At 32.8% G+C, this 16,018-nt stretch carries 12 protein-coding genes; 5 read left to right on the top strand and 7 right to left on the bottom strand.

Translation table 11 applies throughout. The features are described 5' to 3' along the window. The first annotated feature begins 434 nt into the window (after positions 1–434). From JBL43_RS16830 to JBL43_RS16820, 3 genes are all read left to right on the top strand, one after another. Positions 435–1,658, top strand: coding sequence for a glycoside hydrolase family 88 protein (locus tag JBL43_RS16830; RefSeq protein WP_198842577.1), 1,224 nt, complete (start codon positions 435–437; stop codon positions 1,656–1,658). A 73-nt stretch (positions 1,659–1,731) separates the two neighbouring features. Continuing rightward, positions 1,732–2,610 (top strand): hypothetical protein, encoded by an 879-nt coding sequence (locus tag JBL43_RS16825; RefSeq protein WP_198842576.1) that lies wholly within the window; start codon positions 1,732–1,734, stop codon positions 2,608–2,610. Between the two features lie 20 nt (positions 2,611–2,630). Further along, positions 2,631–5,042: a glycoside hydrolase family 3 N-terminal domain-containing protein gene (locus JBL43_RS16820; RefSeq protein ID WP_198842575.1), complete on the top strand. Its 2,412-nt coding sequence runs from the start codon at positions 2,631–2,633 to the stop codon at positions 5,040–5,042. A gap of 119 nt (positions 5,043–5,161) precedes the next feature. Here the strand turns inward: JBL43_RS16820 and JBL43_RS16815 are convergent, their stop codons facing one another. The 7 genes from JBL43_RS16815 to JBL43_RS16785 form a co-directional block, all read right to left on the bottom strand. Further along, positions 5,162–5,767: a LutC/YkgG family protein gene (locus JBL43_RS16815; protein WP_198842574.1), complete on the bottom strand. Its 606-nt coding sequence runs from the start codon at positions 5,765–5,767 to the stop codon at positions 5,162–5,164. Then, a complete protein-coding gene (locus tag JBL43_RS16810; RefSeq protein ID WP_198842573.1) occupies positions 5,740–7,104 on the bottom strand; it encodes a lactate utilization protein B in 1,365 nt (454 codons plus the stop codon). The genes JBL43_RS16815 and JBL43_RS16810 overlap by 28 nt, the downstream gene beginning before the upstream one ends. Before the next feature lie 2 nt (positions 7,105–7,106). After that, positions 7,107–7,844: a (Fe-S)-binding protein gene (locus JBL43_RS16805; RefSeq protein ID WP_198842572.1), complete on the bottom strand. Its 738-nt coding sequence runs from the start codon at positions 7,842–7,844 to the stop codon at positions 7,107–7,109. A gap of 271 nt (positions 7,845–8,115) precedes the next feature. Next, positions 8,116–8,988 carry an AraC family transcriptional regulator gene (locus tag JBL43_RS16800; protein WP_198842571.1) on the bottom strand — a complete coding sequence of 291 codons (873 nt, stop codon included), beginning with the start codon at positions 8,986–8,988 and terminating at the stop codon, positions 8,116–8,118. A 163-nt stretch (positions 8,989–9,151) separates the two neighbouring features. After that, positions 9,152–10,450, bottom strand: coding sequence for an L-fucose:H+ symporter permease (fucP, locus tag JBL43_RS16795; RefSeq protein ID WP_198842570.1), 1,299 nt, complete (start codon positions 10,448–10,450; stop codon positions 9,152–9,154). 105 nt (positions 10,451–10,555) lie between these two features. Further along, entirely contained in the window at positions 10,556–11,995 is a 1,440-nt protein-coding gene (gene aldA / locus JBL43_RS16790) for an aldehyde dehydrogenase (protein WP_198842569.1), read from the bottom strand. Positions 11,996–12,298: 303 nt separating this feature from the next. Next, positions 12,299–13,198: an AraC family transcriptional regulator gene (locus JBL43_RS16785; RefSeq protein ID WP_198842568.1), complete on the bottom strand. Its 900-nt coding sequence runs from the start codon at positions 13,196–13,198 to the stop codon at positions 12,299–12,301. A gap of 99 nt (positions 13,199–13,297) precedes the next feature. Between JBL43_RS16785 and rhaD the strand changes: the two genes are divergently transcribed. Both rhaD and JBL43_RS16775 read left to right on the top strand, forming a co-directional pair. Continuing rightward, a complete protein-coding gene (gene rhaD, locus JBL43_RS16780) occupies positions 13,298–14,092 on the top strand; it encodes a rhamnulose-1-phosphate aldolase (protein ID WP_198842567.1) in 795 nt (264 codons plus the stop codon). A 20-nt stretch (positions 14,093–14,112) separates the two neighbouring features. Beyond that, on the top strand, positions 14,113–15,897 hold the full coding sequence (locus tag JBL43_RS16775; protein ID WP_198842566.1) for an L-fucose isomerase: 1,785 nt from the start codon (positions 14,113–14,115) through the stop codon (positions 15,895–15,897). The last annotated feature ends 121 nt before the right edge of the window (positions 15,898–16,018 follow it).

The raw sequence follows: 16,018 nt of genomic DNA, 5'->3' as shown, positions 1-16,018 counted from the left end.
CTTACTTTTAGTAGTTGTTAATTAATTATTAATTAAATATTAAATATTAGTTAAAGTTTATGTAGTGGTAGTTGATTATGCCATTCCAATAAAGAGTAAAATAGATTTTAAATTTAGACAGGTTAGTATACAATTAATGTGCTGATGTTCTTATCTATAACTGTATTTTTTAAATTGTATTAGAAGATAATTCAAGGTGAAGTGAATTCGTATTTACTTAATAAATGATACACATTCATTTTAAACAATAGTTTTTATAAATATATTAGGACTTCAAAAAACAAATGTCACATTATAATAGTAATCAAAAGGATTACACATCTAAAAGAGTGATATTTTATAGTTTTTGAATACTAATTTATGCTCGGTGTTTTAGATTCTCAGTAAAATTGTAATAGAAAAATACAATACTAATTATTCTAAAAATATAACAAATGAATCTTACTAAGCCATTGCTAATTTTAGCTATCTTTTTAATAGCAGCATGCAATTCGACTAAAAAAGAAATGCCTATTGCAGATACCATAACAAAATCAAATGCCTTTAATCTAGAAGAAGTTTTAAATACGAATGTATTGAAAACCAAAAAAACTGCTGAAGGGTTAACTTCTGTGGATAGTTTTCCAAGAAATATTAAGGAAGGAACTACAGATTGGCATTTTGTAGGTGTAAAAGATTGGTGTAGCGGGTTTTATCCAGGGGTTTTATGGTATGCTTATGAAGCTTCTGATGATGAAGAAATAAAAAAACAAGCGGAACGTTTTACCAATCCACTTAAAACGATCGCCTATACACCGGCTGATAATCACGATATCGGTTTTATGGTATATTGTAGTTATGGTAATGGATATCGATTAACAGGGAATGAAGCTTATAAAGAAATATTATTAGCTGCAGCAGATACATTAGCTACATTGTACAATCCTACAGTGGGTACAATTTTATCATGGCCAAGCCAAAAGGAAAAATTTCAATACAATACCATCATAGATAATATGATGAATTTAGAGTTACTTTTTTGGGCGGCTAAGAATGGGGGAGAACAAAGACTTTATGATATTGCTAAAAGTCATGCCGAAAAAACCATGGAGCATAGTGTACGTAAAGACAGTGCCGTGTATCACGTAGCTTCATTTGATGAAAAAACAGGTGAATTTTTAGGAGGTCATACACATCAAGGTTATGCTAAAGAATCGATGTGGGCAAGAGGACAAGGCTGGGGTATTTACGGATTTTCAATGGCTTATAGAGAAACTGGAGAACAAGAGTTTTTAGATACAGCTATTAAATTAGCTGATCACTATATGAATCGTTTACCTAAAGATGGTATTCCTTATTGGGATTTTGATGATCCTAAAATACCAAATGCACCTAGAGATGCATCGGCTGCAGCCGTAGCTGCTTGCGGTATGTTAGAGTTAGCTGGCTTAGTAAAAGATGAAGATTTAAAAGAAAAATATATAAATGCGGCTTCTCGCTATATTGAAATATTATCATCTAAAGAATATTTAAGTGGCGATACTAATCAAGCTTTATTATTACATTCAACCGGACATTATCCTAAAAATTCAGAAATAGATATTCCAATAATTTATGCTGATTATTATTATATGGAAGCTTTGATGAGAATTAAAAAAATGGAAAAACTTAATAAATAGGATCTTATCTCATTTCAATCATATCAATATTTGAAATTCCTTTTTTGAATTTTGCAGCTATAAATAGTTTTATATGTTCAATAAACCCAGGTATATACTAAGTGTTTTAATTTTAAATTTTATTCCATTTGCGAATGTATTTGGGCAAACTATACCATATACAACTGGTAGAATTGTAATAAGTTCTGATGGTAATGAGCATGATCATGATGATTGGGCAGCTACGCCATTAAGTTTGGCATTACTTTCTGCGAGAAATTTGCAAGATAGTTTGACGGTATATACCTTTAGTGATCATATTTGGGGGAGCAATCACGAGAAAAGTGATGGTAAAAAGCAAATGCTAATAAGTGCTCTGGAAGGAAAAGAAATATATCATTTCAAGAATTCTAATTTTATTGAAGCGGTAAGTGATTCAACCAAAGCAATTGAGGCAATAACAAATGAAATTAATAAGTCAAGTAAAAATAGTCCGTTGACTATAGTAGCAGCAGGACCTATGCATGTAGTGGGAAGTGGATTAAATAATGCCATGGAATCTAAATTAAAATATGTAAGAATTATCTCACATTCGAATTGGAATAATAGAAATTCGGATAAACCATACACTAAATGGGAAAGTCATTCTGGGTGGACTTGGAATGAGATACGTGAAAAATTTGAGTCAAAAGGTTTAATAGTTGATCGCATTAAGGATCAAAATGGTGGTGATGGCTATGTAGGATTAAAAGCTCCTAAGCATTTGTACGATTGGATGAAAACATTATCCATTCGAGAAACCTCTGAAGAATTAAAAAATCAATTGGATTGGTTATACGACCGACAATTAACCTGTATAAAAAAAGGAGATTTTGATCCTTCTGATGCAGGAATGATTATTTACCTTTTAACAGGAAAACAAAAAACGAATCCTGATATGGCTAAAAAAATTATTGAAAACCAGACGAAATAATTACGGTTTAAAAAAAGCATATGATCTTTAAACAACAAAAATTACTAGTACTTCTTATCACATCGTTTTTATTTATTGGAATGAAATCGGAAAAGGATAATATATATCAAAAAGATTGGATTGATTTTAATAAAAATGGTACTAAAGATATCTTTGAAGATTCAAAAGCTCCTTTGGAAGCTCGTGTTAAAAATCTAGTTTCATTAATGAATGTGAATGAGAAAACATGTCAATTAACCACACTTTATGGTTTTGCTCGTGTATTACAAGATGAGTTACCAACTGACCAATGGAAAAATGAGGTTTGGAAAGATGGTATTGCCAATATTGATGAACATTTAAATACCATTTGGAATCAAGAAAAGACACATACAAAATATGCCTTTCCCTATAGTACACATGCCGAAACAATTAATATCGTTCAAAAGTGGTTTGTAGAAGAAACGCGAATGGGTATTCCTGTTGACTTTACCAATGAAGGCATTCATGGTTTATGTCACGAAAGAGCAACACCATTACCTGCACCAATAGGCATTGGAAGTACATGGAATAAAGAACTGGTTTATAAAGCAGGAAGCATCGTTGGTCGTGAAGCCAAAGCATTAGGATATACGAATGTTTATGCTCCCATTTTAGATGTGGCTCGTGACCCACGTTGGGGACGCGTAATAGAATGTTATGGTGAAGAACCTTATCATATTTCTGAATTAGGTAAGCAAATGGTGTTGGGTATACAATCTGAAGGAGTGGCCTCTACTTTAAAACATTTTGCAGTATATAGTGTTCCAAAAGGAGCTCGTGATGGTGAAGCTAGAACAGATCCACATGTGGCACCGCGTGAAATGTTTCAACTATATTTATATCCTTTTGAAAAAGTGATAAATGAAGCAGCACCTATGGGTGTTATGAGTAGTTATAACGATTATGATGGCGTACCCGTGACTGGTAGTCATTATTTTTTGACCGAATTATTACGTGAAAAATTCGGATTCAATGGTTATGTAGTTTCTGATAGTGAAGCCGTAGAATATGTTTCTGAGAAACACCATGTTGCTAAAGATTATAAAGAAGCGGTTCGTCAAGTTATAGAAGCAGGTTTAAACGTTCGTACTACATTTAGAACACCAGAATCTTTTATTGAACCTTTACGTGAATTAATTCATGATGGTGAAATTTCAATGAAAACTATTGATGCTAGAGTAGCGGATGTATTAAGAGTCAAATTTAGGTTAGGCTTGTTTGATAGTCCTTATGTTAAAGATACGAAGGCCGCAGATAAATTGGTGCATACTAAAGAAGATCAAGCTTTTTCAAAACAAATAAATCGTGAAGCTTTAGTGTTGCTAAAAAATGAAAACAACCTTTTACCATTAGATGTTAATGAAATCAATAACATTTTAGTAACTGGACCTTTAGCTGATGAAACCAGTTTTACATATAGTAGGTATGGTCCTGCATTTAATCCATCAACTTCTGTATATCAAGGTATAAAAAAGTATGCAGGTAATAAGGCTGAAGTGAATTTTATTAAAGGTTGTGATGTTATTGATCCTAATTGGCCAGAGAGTGAAATTATACCAACACCATTGTCAAGAAAAGAAGAAGAGGATATTGATGCGGCAGTAGAGCAAGCAAAAAAATCTGATATAATTATCGCTGTGGTTGGTGAGGATGACAATACTGTTGGAGAGTCAAAATCAAGAACTAGTTTAGATTTACCTGGCCGTCAACTACAATTAGTACAAGCGTTATATGCAACAGGGAAACCTGTGGTTTTAGTACTTATTAATGGACAACCCTTAACTATTAATTGGGAAAATAAATTTTTACCTGCCATTTTAGAAGCTTGGTTTCCTAGCACAGCAGCTGGAGAAGTTATTGCAGAAACCTTATTTGGTGATTATAATCCAGGTGGAAAATTATCAGTTACTTTTCCAAAATCGGTGGGTCAAATACCGTTGAATTTTCCTTTTAAACCGGGCTCACAAGCAGGTCAACCTGGTGAAGGACCAAATAGAGCTGGAAACACAAGAGTACTAGGTTCTTTATATCCTTTTGGCTATGGTTTGAGTTATACAACTTTTGAATATAGTAATTTGAAAGTAACACCCAATACCATAAATTCACAAGCAGATGTTCATGTTTCCTTTTCCATCAAAAATACGGGTAAAAGAGCAGGGGATGAGGTGGTTCAATTATATGTAAAAGATGAAGTTAGTAGTGTTACCACGTATGATTCACAGCTTAGAGGTTTTGAAAGAATACATTTAAAACCGAACGAAACAAAGACAGTAAACTTTATACTGCATCCTGATGATTTAGCAATTTTAGATAAAAATATGAATTGGACGGTGGAATCTGGTCAATTTGAAATACGAATTGGAGCCTCTTCTGAAGATATAAAATTAAAGGAAAATTTTATTGTCGAATAGGACAATAGGTAAAGAAATTTAACTTTTCATTTGAATTAGTTTTTTGAAGAATTCATAGAGCATCGCAACTATGAATTCTTCTTTTTTTATGTCATTTAAAAATAAAAAAGAGAAATTATTTATACCAAAAGTATCGTTAAACTCATAGCACCTTGAGCACCAATAACCAAACATTGCTCAATATCTGCCGTTTTTGAAGGTCCTGAAATAAAAACTCCAAAATTTCGGTCTCTTGTTGCAATTTTATGATATGCCTGTAACATGTGAAGAACAAGCTGTTCTTTTAATAATATAATAACCAAATCGTTACTAATGAAAGGAAGTACCCTAACAATGCTCTCTTTTTCAGAAACCCAAACTGCTCCATTTTCAGCCACACCAAAAGCTCCATTTACAATGGCTAAATCAATCGTAGCCAACTCATGAGGATCCGTTTGCTTGTTCACGGAAATAGTACCTAAAGTAGATGTTTCATTAAGAGCCACAATGTTTTCTGCATGAGGGAATTGCTTTTTAATTTCGATATCTATTAAAGCTTTGTCAACCTCTTTAATACTTCCGCCAACAAGAGCAACATTATGCTTAAAAATATCTAATAGATTTACATCATCATCAAAACGTGCACCATCAATTTCCGGAATTGGAAGTAGGTCTGGCTTGTGTTGCTTTATAGCTTTTAAAATTGAATCTCTTCCCATTATTTCTTTCTGTTTATTTTGTACCATTGATCAAAATTTTCATTTTTAATTTCTGGTAATTCACGTGCTTTTCCCCAAGCATTTAGTTTGTTGTAAATCATAAATCGAGGAGCGTGCTTTAACATAAATCGAGCAGATTTACCTGCAAAATCATAGATTTTAGGTTTTGCTAATACAGAAGCTGCTATTTTTAAAATTGATTTTTTAACCATGGGCTGCTTTATGTCTTTTACAATTATTTGTCGCCATTTATAGAGTTGTTCATGTATGTTTATTTTTACAGGACATACATTAGAACATGAACCACATAAGGTTGATGCAAAGGGTAATGAACTGTGTTTGGTTAAATCTTTACCTGGCGACAAAATAGAACCTATAGGTCCTGGGATGGTAGCGTCATAACTATGGCCACCACTTCGTCTGTAAATAGGACAGGTATTCATACAAGCTCCACAACGTATGCAATGCAACGAGGCTCTAAAATCTTCTCTGCTAAGTTGTTCTGTTCTTCCGTTGTCTACAATTACAATATGCATTTCTTTACCCTCGGCAGGTTTGTTAAAATGCGAGGAGTAGGTGGTTATGGGTTGTCCCGTAGCACTTCGAGCTAACAAACGTAAAAATATTCCCAAATGAGCTTCTTTCGGAATAATTTTTTCTATCCCCATACTTGCAATATGAACGTTCGCTAAATGAGAACCCATATCTGCATTTCCCTCATTGGTACATACAACAAAGCCACCGGTATCTGCAATGGCAAAATTAACGCCTGTAATTGCCACATCAGCCTTTAAGAATTTCCCTCTAAGGTGCTTCCTAGCTTCATTGGTTAGGTATTCAGGATTACCATTACTAGGTTTTGTGCCTAAGTGTTCTTGAAATAATTCGTCAACTTCCTCTTTGGTTTTATGGATAGCTGGTAACACAATATGACTAGGAGTTTCCTTTGCTATTTGTACGATGTATTCCCCTAAATCAGTATCTACTACTTCTATGCCTTTAGCTTCCAAATAAGGATTTAAATGGCATTCTTCTGTAAGCATTGACTTACTTTTTACGACTTTCTCTGCTTTATTATCGTCTAAGATTTTACCGATAATGGCATTGTGTTCTTCAGCATCCGAAGCCCAATGAATTTTAATCCCGTTTTTTAGAGCATTGGCTTCAAATTCAACCAAATAAGTATCTAAATCAGAAAGAACATTGGCTTTAATAGCCGAGGCTAAATCTCTTAAATATTCCCATTCTTTAACGCCATGGGCGGCATTGTCTCGTTTTTCTCTGACGTACCACAAGGCCTTATCATGCCAATTTACTTTGGCTTCATTTTTATTAAAAATTGTGGCTTTCTCTGCGTGGCTCATGACTAAATACTACTATTTAAAATTTCAGCAATATGCATTACTCGTAAGGGTTGTTTATTTCTATTGATTAATCCTTCTAAATGCATTAGACACGAATGGTCTGCTCCGGTAATTACTTCTACATTGTTATCTAAATGATCTTGAATTCTGTCTTTACCCATTTTAACAGAAATAGCTTCTTCAAATACCGAAAATGTACCTCCAAATCCACAACATTCATCTTTTCTGGTCAGTGACATTAACTCCAATCCCTTTACGTTATTCAATAAATCTTCTTCGGTTGAAAAAGGAGGGTCCATCCGTTCAGAACAGGAACCTAAATGCAATCCTCTTAATCCATGACAACTTTTATGTAAACCGACTTTATGAGGAAAGGAAGCTCCTAAATCTGTCTTACCTAAAATTTTTACAATAAATTCGCACAATTCATAGGCATTGTTCCGCACTTTAACTACTTCAGGCGTTTGTTCTATAATATCGAAATGTTTTTTTACATGATAAATACAACTTCCAGACGGACCAACTATATAATCATATTCCTTAAAATTTTCGACAAATACCTGACAGCTACCTTTGGCATCACCTTCATAACCCGAATTACCTAGCGGTTGACCACAACACGTTTGCCCTTTTGGATAATAGACATCTACGCCTAATTTTTCTAATAATTCTAAAGTAGCAATTGCTACTTGTGGATACAGTTGATTAATATAACAAGGTATAAATAAACCTACTTTCATTTTCATTTTTTTTATGAGGACTCAAATACATAATAAATCAACCATTTATATTACTTTAAATTCTAGTATAAGGTATTAGAAATGGATGATACAATAATAAACGGATTAGAGCTAAAAGTCTATCTATTATTTGATTAATTATAATACTATTTTTGCTTTTAATGGTTTGTGTTTATGTTTAGAGCAAATAATTATTATTTATTAATGTGATTTTGAATATATATTGAGTAACATTTCAGATGTTAAATTTGAGAACCAATCCACTACCAAATTAGTGAATTTCAAACTTATGCTCTTTCATATATGTTGACGGTGTACAATTCATTATTAATTTAAATTGTCTATTAAAATTGGAAATATTGTTAAATCCTGATTCATAACAGACTGCGGCGATATTAATTTTGTCTTCAAGCAGTAATTTACATGCATAACCAATACGAATTTCAGACACATATCGAGAAAACGTTTTACGATTGATTCGTTTGAAATAGCGACTGAAGGCCGACGCATTCATATTTGCAATGTGTGCAGCTTTGTCAAGTGTAATGGCTTTGTTGAAATTTTTAAAGATATAGGCCATTACTTTATTTTGAGTATCACTTTTTGTGGCCTTAAATGAATTTATAAATCCTTCACTTGAGAGTTTTTTGGTTGTACTATGCTCCGCTAGTTCATTAAGGATGTTTAGAAAGGAAATTGTTTTTTCAAAGCCTTTTTGCGTTAACATGGATAAAATATCTTCGATAATACTTTTATTAATGTTTAAAAATTTTAATCCATATTTAGCTCTTTCAAAAAGCTCTGAAAGATGTTGCATTTCACGAGTTTCAAAAAAGGTACTACCTAAATAATCTTGTTTAAAATGCACAGCAATGGCTTTTGCACCTCCTTTTAAATTTCGTTTGAAATAATCTTCATCATTTAACCACATATGAGGTACATTTTCTCCTATCAAAATAACATCGCCAACTTCGAATTTTTCAATACTATCTCCAACAAAACAAGTACCTTCACTTTTTAATATTACTACAAGTTCTAATTCAGGATGATAATGCCAAATTTTTAAGAAATAAGGGTAGTCATTAACTTTAGTGGTTAACGAGGTATTATTAATGCTACTTCTATCTAATAAATGTAGTTTCATAAATTGAAATATATACAATCAATACGTAAAGGTGGTAAATTACAAATAGATATACAATTAAGGCAAAAATAATATTATCTTTTGATGTTGAAATATGCTTTAATAAAGAAGCATAACTAAAGTTTGTATTTGAAACACTAGTTATGCTATTATTATAAATGTATTAATTATGAACCTTTAATGTTCTATATCCGTAAAGTGCTATAAAACAGAAGCATATAAGGGGTAATATAAATGAAAAGTTTACACCAGTAAAAGGACCAACCGTTTTCATATCAATAATAGTTCCTTGTAAAATTGGCATTAAAGCTCCACCTACAATAGCCATAACCAAACCCGCTGCTCCTAAGGCAGTATCTTCTTCTTTTAGACCTGTAAGTGCAATACCGTAGATCGTAGGGAACATCAAGGACATAAAAGCAGAAGTGGCTACTAATAAATATAAACCAACCATGCCTTCAATTAAAATAACTCCAGAAATGGTAGCCATTGCACAAAGAGCGAAAATCATCAGTAGCTTTCTTGAATTTACGTACTTCATTAAAAAAGTACTTATGAAACGACTAAGTAAAAATATAGTCATGGCTACAATATTATAATTTTGGGCTTCTGCTTTTGGTATACCTAAGTTACCTGCATATTGAATAATAAATGTCCAACACATAATTTGAGCAGCAACATAAAACAATTGAGCTAAAACACCTTCTTTGTATTTTCCATTTTTAAATAGTCTTTTAAATGAGGATAAAGCACTTGTTTGATTTTCATTTTTTTTCCTTTTAGGCATTTTAGTAACTGCAATAACTATTAACATCGCAATAACAACAAAACCAAGGATAACATAAGGGTTTCTTATTATAGATAAATCGTGAGTTCTAATAATTGCTTTTTGAGCTTCGTCCAATGTACTGAAGATTAATTCTCCAGCTTCATTTCGTTTATCAGAATCTAGAGCAACAAGTATAAACTTGGATGCTACAAACATTCCGAAAAGTGAGCCTATGGGATTAAAAGCTTGAGCTAGATTTAAACGTCTGGTCGCGGTGCGTTCGTCACCCATCGAAAGTATAAACGGATTTGCAGTAGTTTCAAGAAAAGCTAATCCAAAAGTTAAAATATATAATGACACCAAAAAGTAACCAAATACCTCAAATTTTGCTGCTGGAAAAAATAGTAACGCCCCAATTGCGTAAAGAATTAAGCCTAAAATAATTCCTTTTTTATAACTGTATTTTCTGACGAAAAGAGCGGCAGGTATGGCCATTGTAGCATAACCACCATAAAAAGCAAATTGCACTAAAGCAGCTTTGGCAGTAGATATTTCCATAACTGTAGCAAAGGCCGCAACCATAGGGTTCGTAATATCATTGGCAAAACCCCAAAGAGCAAATAATGAAGTAATTACTATAAAAGGTATGAGCATCTCTTTAGAGACTACCGGTATTTTTTTTGAGTCAGTCATTGTAAACTTGTTAATGTTAATGCTAAAGTATAAAAAAGCACTATCAATGTTAAGATATATACTATCTAAAAATTAACAGTGCTTTATTGTTATTTATTAAATATTCTAACGGTACTGAGCGTAAATTACTTTAGTTTGCAAGTATTCTTCCATACCGTGTTTTCCATCGGCACCACCTATTCCAGATTTTTTCCATCCGGCATGGAAACCTTGAATGGCTTCAAAGTGCTCTCTGTTGATATATGTTTCTCCATATTCTAATTCTTCTGCAGCATGCATTACTTTGTTAAAGTTTTCAGAGAAGATAGAAGATGTTAATCCAAATTCACAGTCATTTGCTAAAGCAATGGCTTCATCAAGAGTACTAAATTTCATGACTGGTAAAACAGGACCAAATACTTCTTCTTGAATAATTTGCATGTCTTGTCTTATATTAGTTAATAAAGTAGGTTGATAAAAATATCCTTTATCAAACTGTGGAGATCTAGATCCACCTACTAATACTTCAGCACCTTCTTTTTTAGCATATTCTACCATTTCAGTAACTTTGTCTAATTGATCTTTAGAAACCAAAGAACTCATATCTGGATTATTTTCCGAAAAAGCATCTTCTACCTTTATAGATTTCATTTTTTTGGTAACCATATCCAAAAATTGATCATGAATAGATTCTTCTACATATAGGCGTTCTGCACAGTTACATACTTGTCCGCTAAAAATAATTCTAGAAGATACCACAGCATTAACAGCCAATTCTAAATTAGCATCTGCACAAACAATTGCAGGAGCTTTACCACCTAGTTCTAAAGATACTTTTGTAATGTTTTCTGATGCAGCTTCCATTACTTTTTGACCTGCACCAACACTACCAGTTAAGCTGATAATACCTGTGATTGGACTCTTTGAAAGTGCATTACCAACAATACTACCTTTACCACAAACATAATTTAAAACGCCAGCAGGAAGATTTATCTTTTCAACCAATTCAGCAAATTCCATAACTGTATTTGGTGCTACAGAACTCGGGTTAATTACACAAGTGTTACCTGTAATTAATGAACCTGCAACTTTTCTTGCCATTACAAAAAATGGAAAATTCCAAGGTAAAATACCTACAGCTACACCAATTGGTGCTTTATGTAAGAAGATATGTTCTTTACTACGATCACTTTGTATAATTTCTCCTTCAATTCGTCTTGCGAAACCTGCGTAATAATCAAAATAATCTGCAGTAACATCAATTTCTACTTGTGCTAACCCCATAACTTTGGCTTGCTCTGAAGCCAATGTTTCTGCTAGAAAAACTCGATTTTCACGAATTACATCTGCCATTTTATTTAAATAACCAGCTCTTTCTATGGCTGTAAGAGATTTCCATGCGTGCTGAGCGTTTTTGGCAGCATCAAGTGCTTCATTTGCATCTGAAACGGAACCCGTTGGTACATGAGAAATCACTTCTTCTGTACACGGGTTTAAAATTTTTATCATTTCAGACGAAGTAGATTTTACAAATTTTCCATTTATGAATTGCTTAAATTCTTTCATTTTTTCTGTTATTTAAGATTAGTTAAATTAAAATTTATTGAAAGTCAAATAATAAGATTAATTTCTTTTGCATTTAAAAAGTGTCAAAAGAAAATTAGTTAGAAATAAAACTTTATTACGATATAAGCAAACATAATTTATTTAACTAGCGTAGTGTTTATCTGTATTAATCAAAAATATGTACAATTTAAACATAAAATAATACAATGCTAAAAAATCAATTTTTTTCTAGATGTATATAAAATTAGATTTGCGATGTTTTTTACTATCAACAATCCGTTAACCAGTATATTATAAAATGAATTAGGTGTATTTTCCAGATCTATAATTAGCAGGAGTAAGACCTGTAACTAATTTAAAGACTCTCGAAAAGTGATATCGATCTGAAAAACCAAGGTTAAAAGCAACATCTTCAATTGTTTTATTAGTATGTTCAAAAATGTCACATGCTTTTGCTATTTTTCTGTTTTGAATAAAACGATGTAATGTAATTGTCATTTCTTGTTTAAATAATCTTCCAAAGGAATTTGGAGCCATATTTGTTAGAGAAGCTAAATCAGGATTACTTAATTTTTTTTCAATATTTATTTCAATGAAACGGATCACTTTTAAGACGCGATCATCAATGTTAATCGTTTTCCATAACTCAGGACCTATACTAGTTAAAGACTCCTTTATAAAAGCTTGTAGCTTTAGGTTAAAAGTCAATTTAAAGTCTTTATTTTCAATTTTTAGTCTTTCGGTAAGATAAGTCAATCTGTTTTTTAGATAATCAGTTAATTCTATTTTTAGAATTCCAGGATATACATTGTCAAAAGGAATACCAAGATTAAAATGAATAAAAAAATGAATTAAATAATTCTCTTCATAATCCTTTTCATCGTAATTACTATTAAACTGTCTTCCAGATACATGAATTCCGGAATTGTAAATGTGTTTTTTTGTGAAACGTGAAGAGAACGATGTAAATGGAGGTATGATATAGAGGTAATCAGGATCCATATCATAAGTATTCTCATGGTGTATCAATTGTCCTCCTTTATTTTTATTCCAATAAAGCCTCCAAAAAGGAAAAACCATATCGTGACAATCCCATAAGTCTAGTAGCCAATATCTACAACAAAGCAATTTTAATTTTAAGTCTATAAAATTTTGCTTGTTTGATGAAGGATCGCCCAATTCAATGTTTTTTACCAACTTCATTTAGGTGTAATGTTTGAATTAGACACAAAAATACGGATTTTACATATTTGTTGAACTTGATATGAGAGTATTTTTGTAATATAAAATAAGATACATATTATGAAAACTTTAAAACTTCCAATTGAAGTAGAGAATGAATTACAAAAAGTATCCACAGTTGCTGGATATTTATGGCAAAGAGAATGGGCGGAAAGAAACGCAGGTAATATATCAATGAACTTAACCTCTTTTTTTTCAAAAGAAGAAGTAAAAGGTATCGGAAATGAAGTGTCTTTTGATTTTCCAAAAGGGGCAGGAGGAATGGTAATTTATATCACAGGAACGGGTTGTTATCTGAGAGATTTAGTAGATAAACTAGAAGAAGTTTCTTGTATATTATATATAAATGAAGCGGCAACTGCATATTCTATAATTTGGGGCGGTAATAGAGATAATTTTGGACCTACATGTGAATTGATTTCTCATGCAAGTATTCATTTATTCAACTCTATAAATCATCCAGAAAATTTAGCTGTAGTGCATACACATCCTCTTGAGTTAATCTGTATGAGTCATCATGAATTATTTGATGATGAAGAAGAGTTAAATAGACAAATTTGGATGATGTGTCCAGAAGTTAAAGTGTTTGTTCCAAAAGGAATTCATTGTACACCTTATGCTTTGTCTAGTACCGCAGATTTAGCCAAAGTAACAATCGATGCTTTTAAAACGAGAAATGTTTCATTATGGGAAAAACATGGTGCAACAGCAACAGCTCCAGATGTTATGAAGGCATGGGACTTTCTAGATGTTGCGAATAAAGGGGCTAAATTATTAATGATGTGTTGGTCTGCAGGTTTCAAACCAGCGGGTTTGTCTAACGCACAGTTAAAAGAATTAGAACAATTTACATAATTATAAAAACATTATAAATCATGAGTAGATTAATAGGTAGACTACCCAAAGTAGGCATACGTCCGGTAATTGATGGGCGAGAATTAGGCGTTAGAGAATCTTTAGAGGTTCAATGTATGGATATGGCCAAAGCTGCGGCTAAATTAATTGAAGAAACATTACGGTTTCCTAGTGGAGAAAAAGTAGAATGTGTTATTGCTGATACTACAATTGGTGGTGTTGCTGATGCAGCAGCTTGTGCTGATAAATTTAAGAGAGAGGGCGTAGAAGTTTCATTAACGGTAACCCCATGTTGGTGTTACGGTACAGAGGTTATGGATACAGACCCATTAACACCAAAAGCAGTTTGGGGATTTAACGGTACGGAAAGACCTGGTGCAGTATACTTAGCAGCAGCTTTAGCGGGGTATTCTCAAAAAGGATTACCGGCTTTTGGAATTTATGGAAAAGAAGTTCAAGATGAAGGTGATCAGACCATTCCACAAGATGTTTCTGAGAAAATTATACGTTTTGCAAAAGGAGCATTGGCAGTAGCTCAAATGAAAGGAAAATCTTATTTGTCTATCGGCTATAGTTCTATGGGTATTGCAGGTTCTATGGTAGACGTTAATTTTTTACAAGATTATTTAGGAGTTAGAGCAGAGTTTGTAGAATCTGTAGAGCTTTTAAGACGTATTGATAAAGGAATTTATGATCAAGAGGAGTATAAAAAAGCTCTAGCTTGGACTAAAGAAAACTGTAAAGAAGGAAAAGATTATAACGGTGATGAAGCTCAAAAATCTGCCGAAGAAAAAGAGAAAGATTGGGAGAAAGTTGTAAAAATGACGTTGATCTGTAAAGATTTAATGAATGGAAATCCTAAGTTAAAGGAAATGGGGTTTGGGGAAGAGTCTAAAGGGAGGAATGCCATTATGGGCGGATTCCAAGGGCAACGCCAATGGACAGATTATCAGCCAAATGCTGATTTTACAGAGTCTATTTTAAACTCATCTTTTGACTGGAATGGCATACGCCAAGCCTATACTTTTGCCACAGAAAATGATTGTTTAAACGCAATTTCTATGTTATTTGGTCACTTATTGACTAATAAAGCACAGCTGTTTTCAGATGTTCGTACTTATTGGAGTCCAGAATCTGTAGAGCGTGTAACTGGCAAAAAGTTAACTGGAATAGCAGAGAATGGAATTATTCATTTAATCAACTCAGGGTCTACAACGTTAGATGCCACAGCACAACAATCAGATGCTGAAGGAAATCCAACTATGAAGCCTTTCTGGGATATTTCTGAAGAAGAGGTTCAAAAATGCTTAGACAATACAAAATGGCCAGCGGCTATTTTTGAATATTTTAGAGGAGGTGGTTTTTCATCTCAATTTAAAACAAAAGGGAGCATGCCTATTACCATGTGTAGATTAAACTTGATAAAAGGTATAGGGCCTGTTTTACAAATTGCAGAAGGATGGAGTGTTGAATTACCAGAAGACGTTCACTATATTTTAGATGAAAGAACAAACCCAACATGGCCAACAACTTGGTTTGTACCAAGAACCACTGGTAAAGGGTTTTTTAAAGATGTTTATACGGTAATGGCAAAATGGGGAGCAAACCACGGAGCCATTTCTCATGGACATATTGGTGCTGATTTAATAGCATTGGCCTCTATGTTGCGTATTCCGGTAAATATGCATAATGTAGATGAAAATGATGTATTTAGACCAAGTGCATGGTCTGGTTTTGGAGAGGAATTAGAAGGGGCTGATTATAGAGCTTGCGATAATTATGGTCCATTATATGGGTTCAAATAAAAAGTTGAGTTAAGTTTATTATAAAAAGAAGTTTTTCATAAGTGTTTGAGTTAGAATTACTATACTCTTTTTATAATTAGAATTGGTTTTTCATTTGATTTTTCATCATAATCAAATGGAA

The organism is Aureibaculum flavum (assembly GCF_016406085.1).
In the GTDB taxonomy this organism is placed as follows: Bacteria; Bacteroidota; Bacteroidia; order Flavobacteriales; family Flavobacteriaceae; genus Aureibaculum; species Aureibaculum flavum.
The sequence above is the reverse complement of the archived record's forward strand: the minus strand, read 5'-3'. Positions and strand labels throughout refer to the sequence as shown.

Excerpts from the sequence above, each read along its gene's own strand:
- JBL43_RS16830 (WP_198842577.1), top strand. The coding sequence starts at position 435 with ATGAATCTTACTAAGCCATTGCTAATTTTAGCTATCTTTTTAATAGCA.
- JBL43_RS16825 (WP_198842576.1), top strand. The coding sequence starts at position 1,732 with ATGTTCAATAAACCCAGGTATATACTAAGTGTTTTAATTTTAAATTTT.
- JBL43_RS16820 (WP_198842575.1), top strand. The coding sequence starts at position 2,631 with ATGATCTTTAAACAACAAAAATTACTAGTACTTCTTATCACATCGTTT.
- JBL43_RS16815 (WP_198842574.1), bottom strand. The coding sequence starts at position 5,767 with ATGGTACAAAATAAACAGAAAGAAATAATGGGAAGAGATTCAATTTTA.
- JBL43_RS16810 (WP_198842573.1), bottom strand. The coding sequence starts at position 7,104 with ATGAGCCACGCAGAGAAAGCCACAATTTTTAATAAAAATGAAGCCAAA.
- JBL43_RS16805 (WP_198842572.1), bottom strand. The coding sequence starts at position 7,844 with ATGAAAGTAGGTTTATTTATACCTTGTTATATTAATCAACTGTATCCA.
- JBL43_RS16800 (WP_198842571.1), bottom strand. The coding sequence starts at position 8,988 with ATGAAACTACATTTATTAGATAGAAGTAGCATTAATAATACCTCGTTA.
- fucP (WP_198842570.1), bottom strand. The coding sequence starts at position 10,450 with ATGACTGACTCAAAAAAAATACCGGTAGTCTCTAAAGAGATGCTCATA.
- aldA (WP_198842569.1), bottom strand. The coding sequence starts at position 11,995 with ATGAAAGAATTTAAGCAATTCATAAATGGAAAATTTGTAAAATCTACT.
- JBL43_RS16785 (WP_198842568.1), bottom strand. The coding sequence starts at position 13,198 with ATGAAGTTGGTAAAAAACATTGAATTGGGCGATCCTTCATCAAACAAG.
- rhaD (WP_198842567.1), top strand. The coding sequence starts at position 13,298 with ATGAAAACTTTAAAACTTCCAATTGAAGTAGAGAATGAATTACAAAAA.
- JBL43_RS16775 (WP_198842566.1), top strand. The coding sequence starts at position 14,113 with ATGAGTAGATTAATAGGTAGACTACCCAAAGTAGGCATACGTCCGGTA.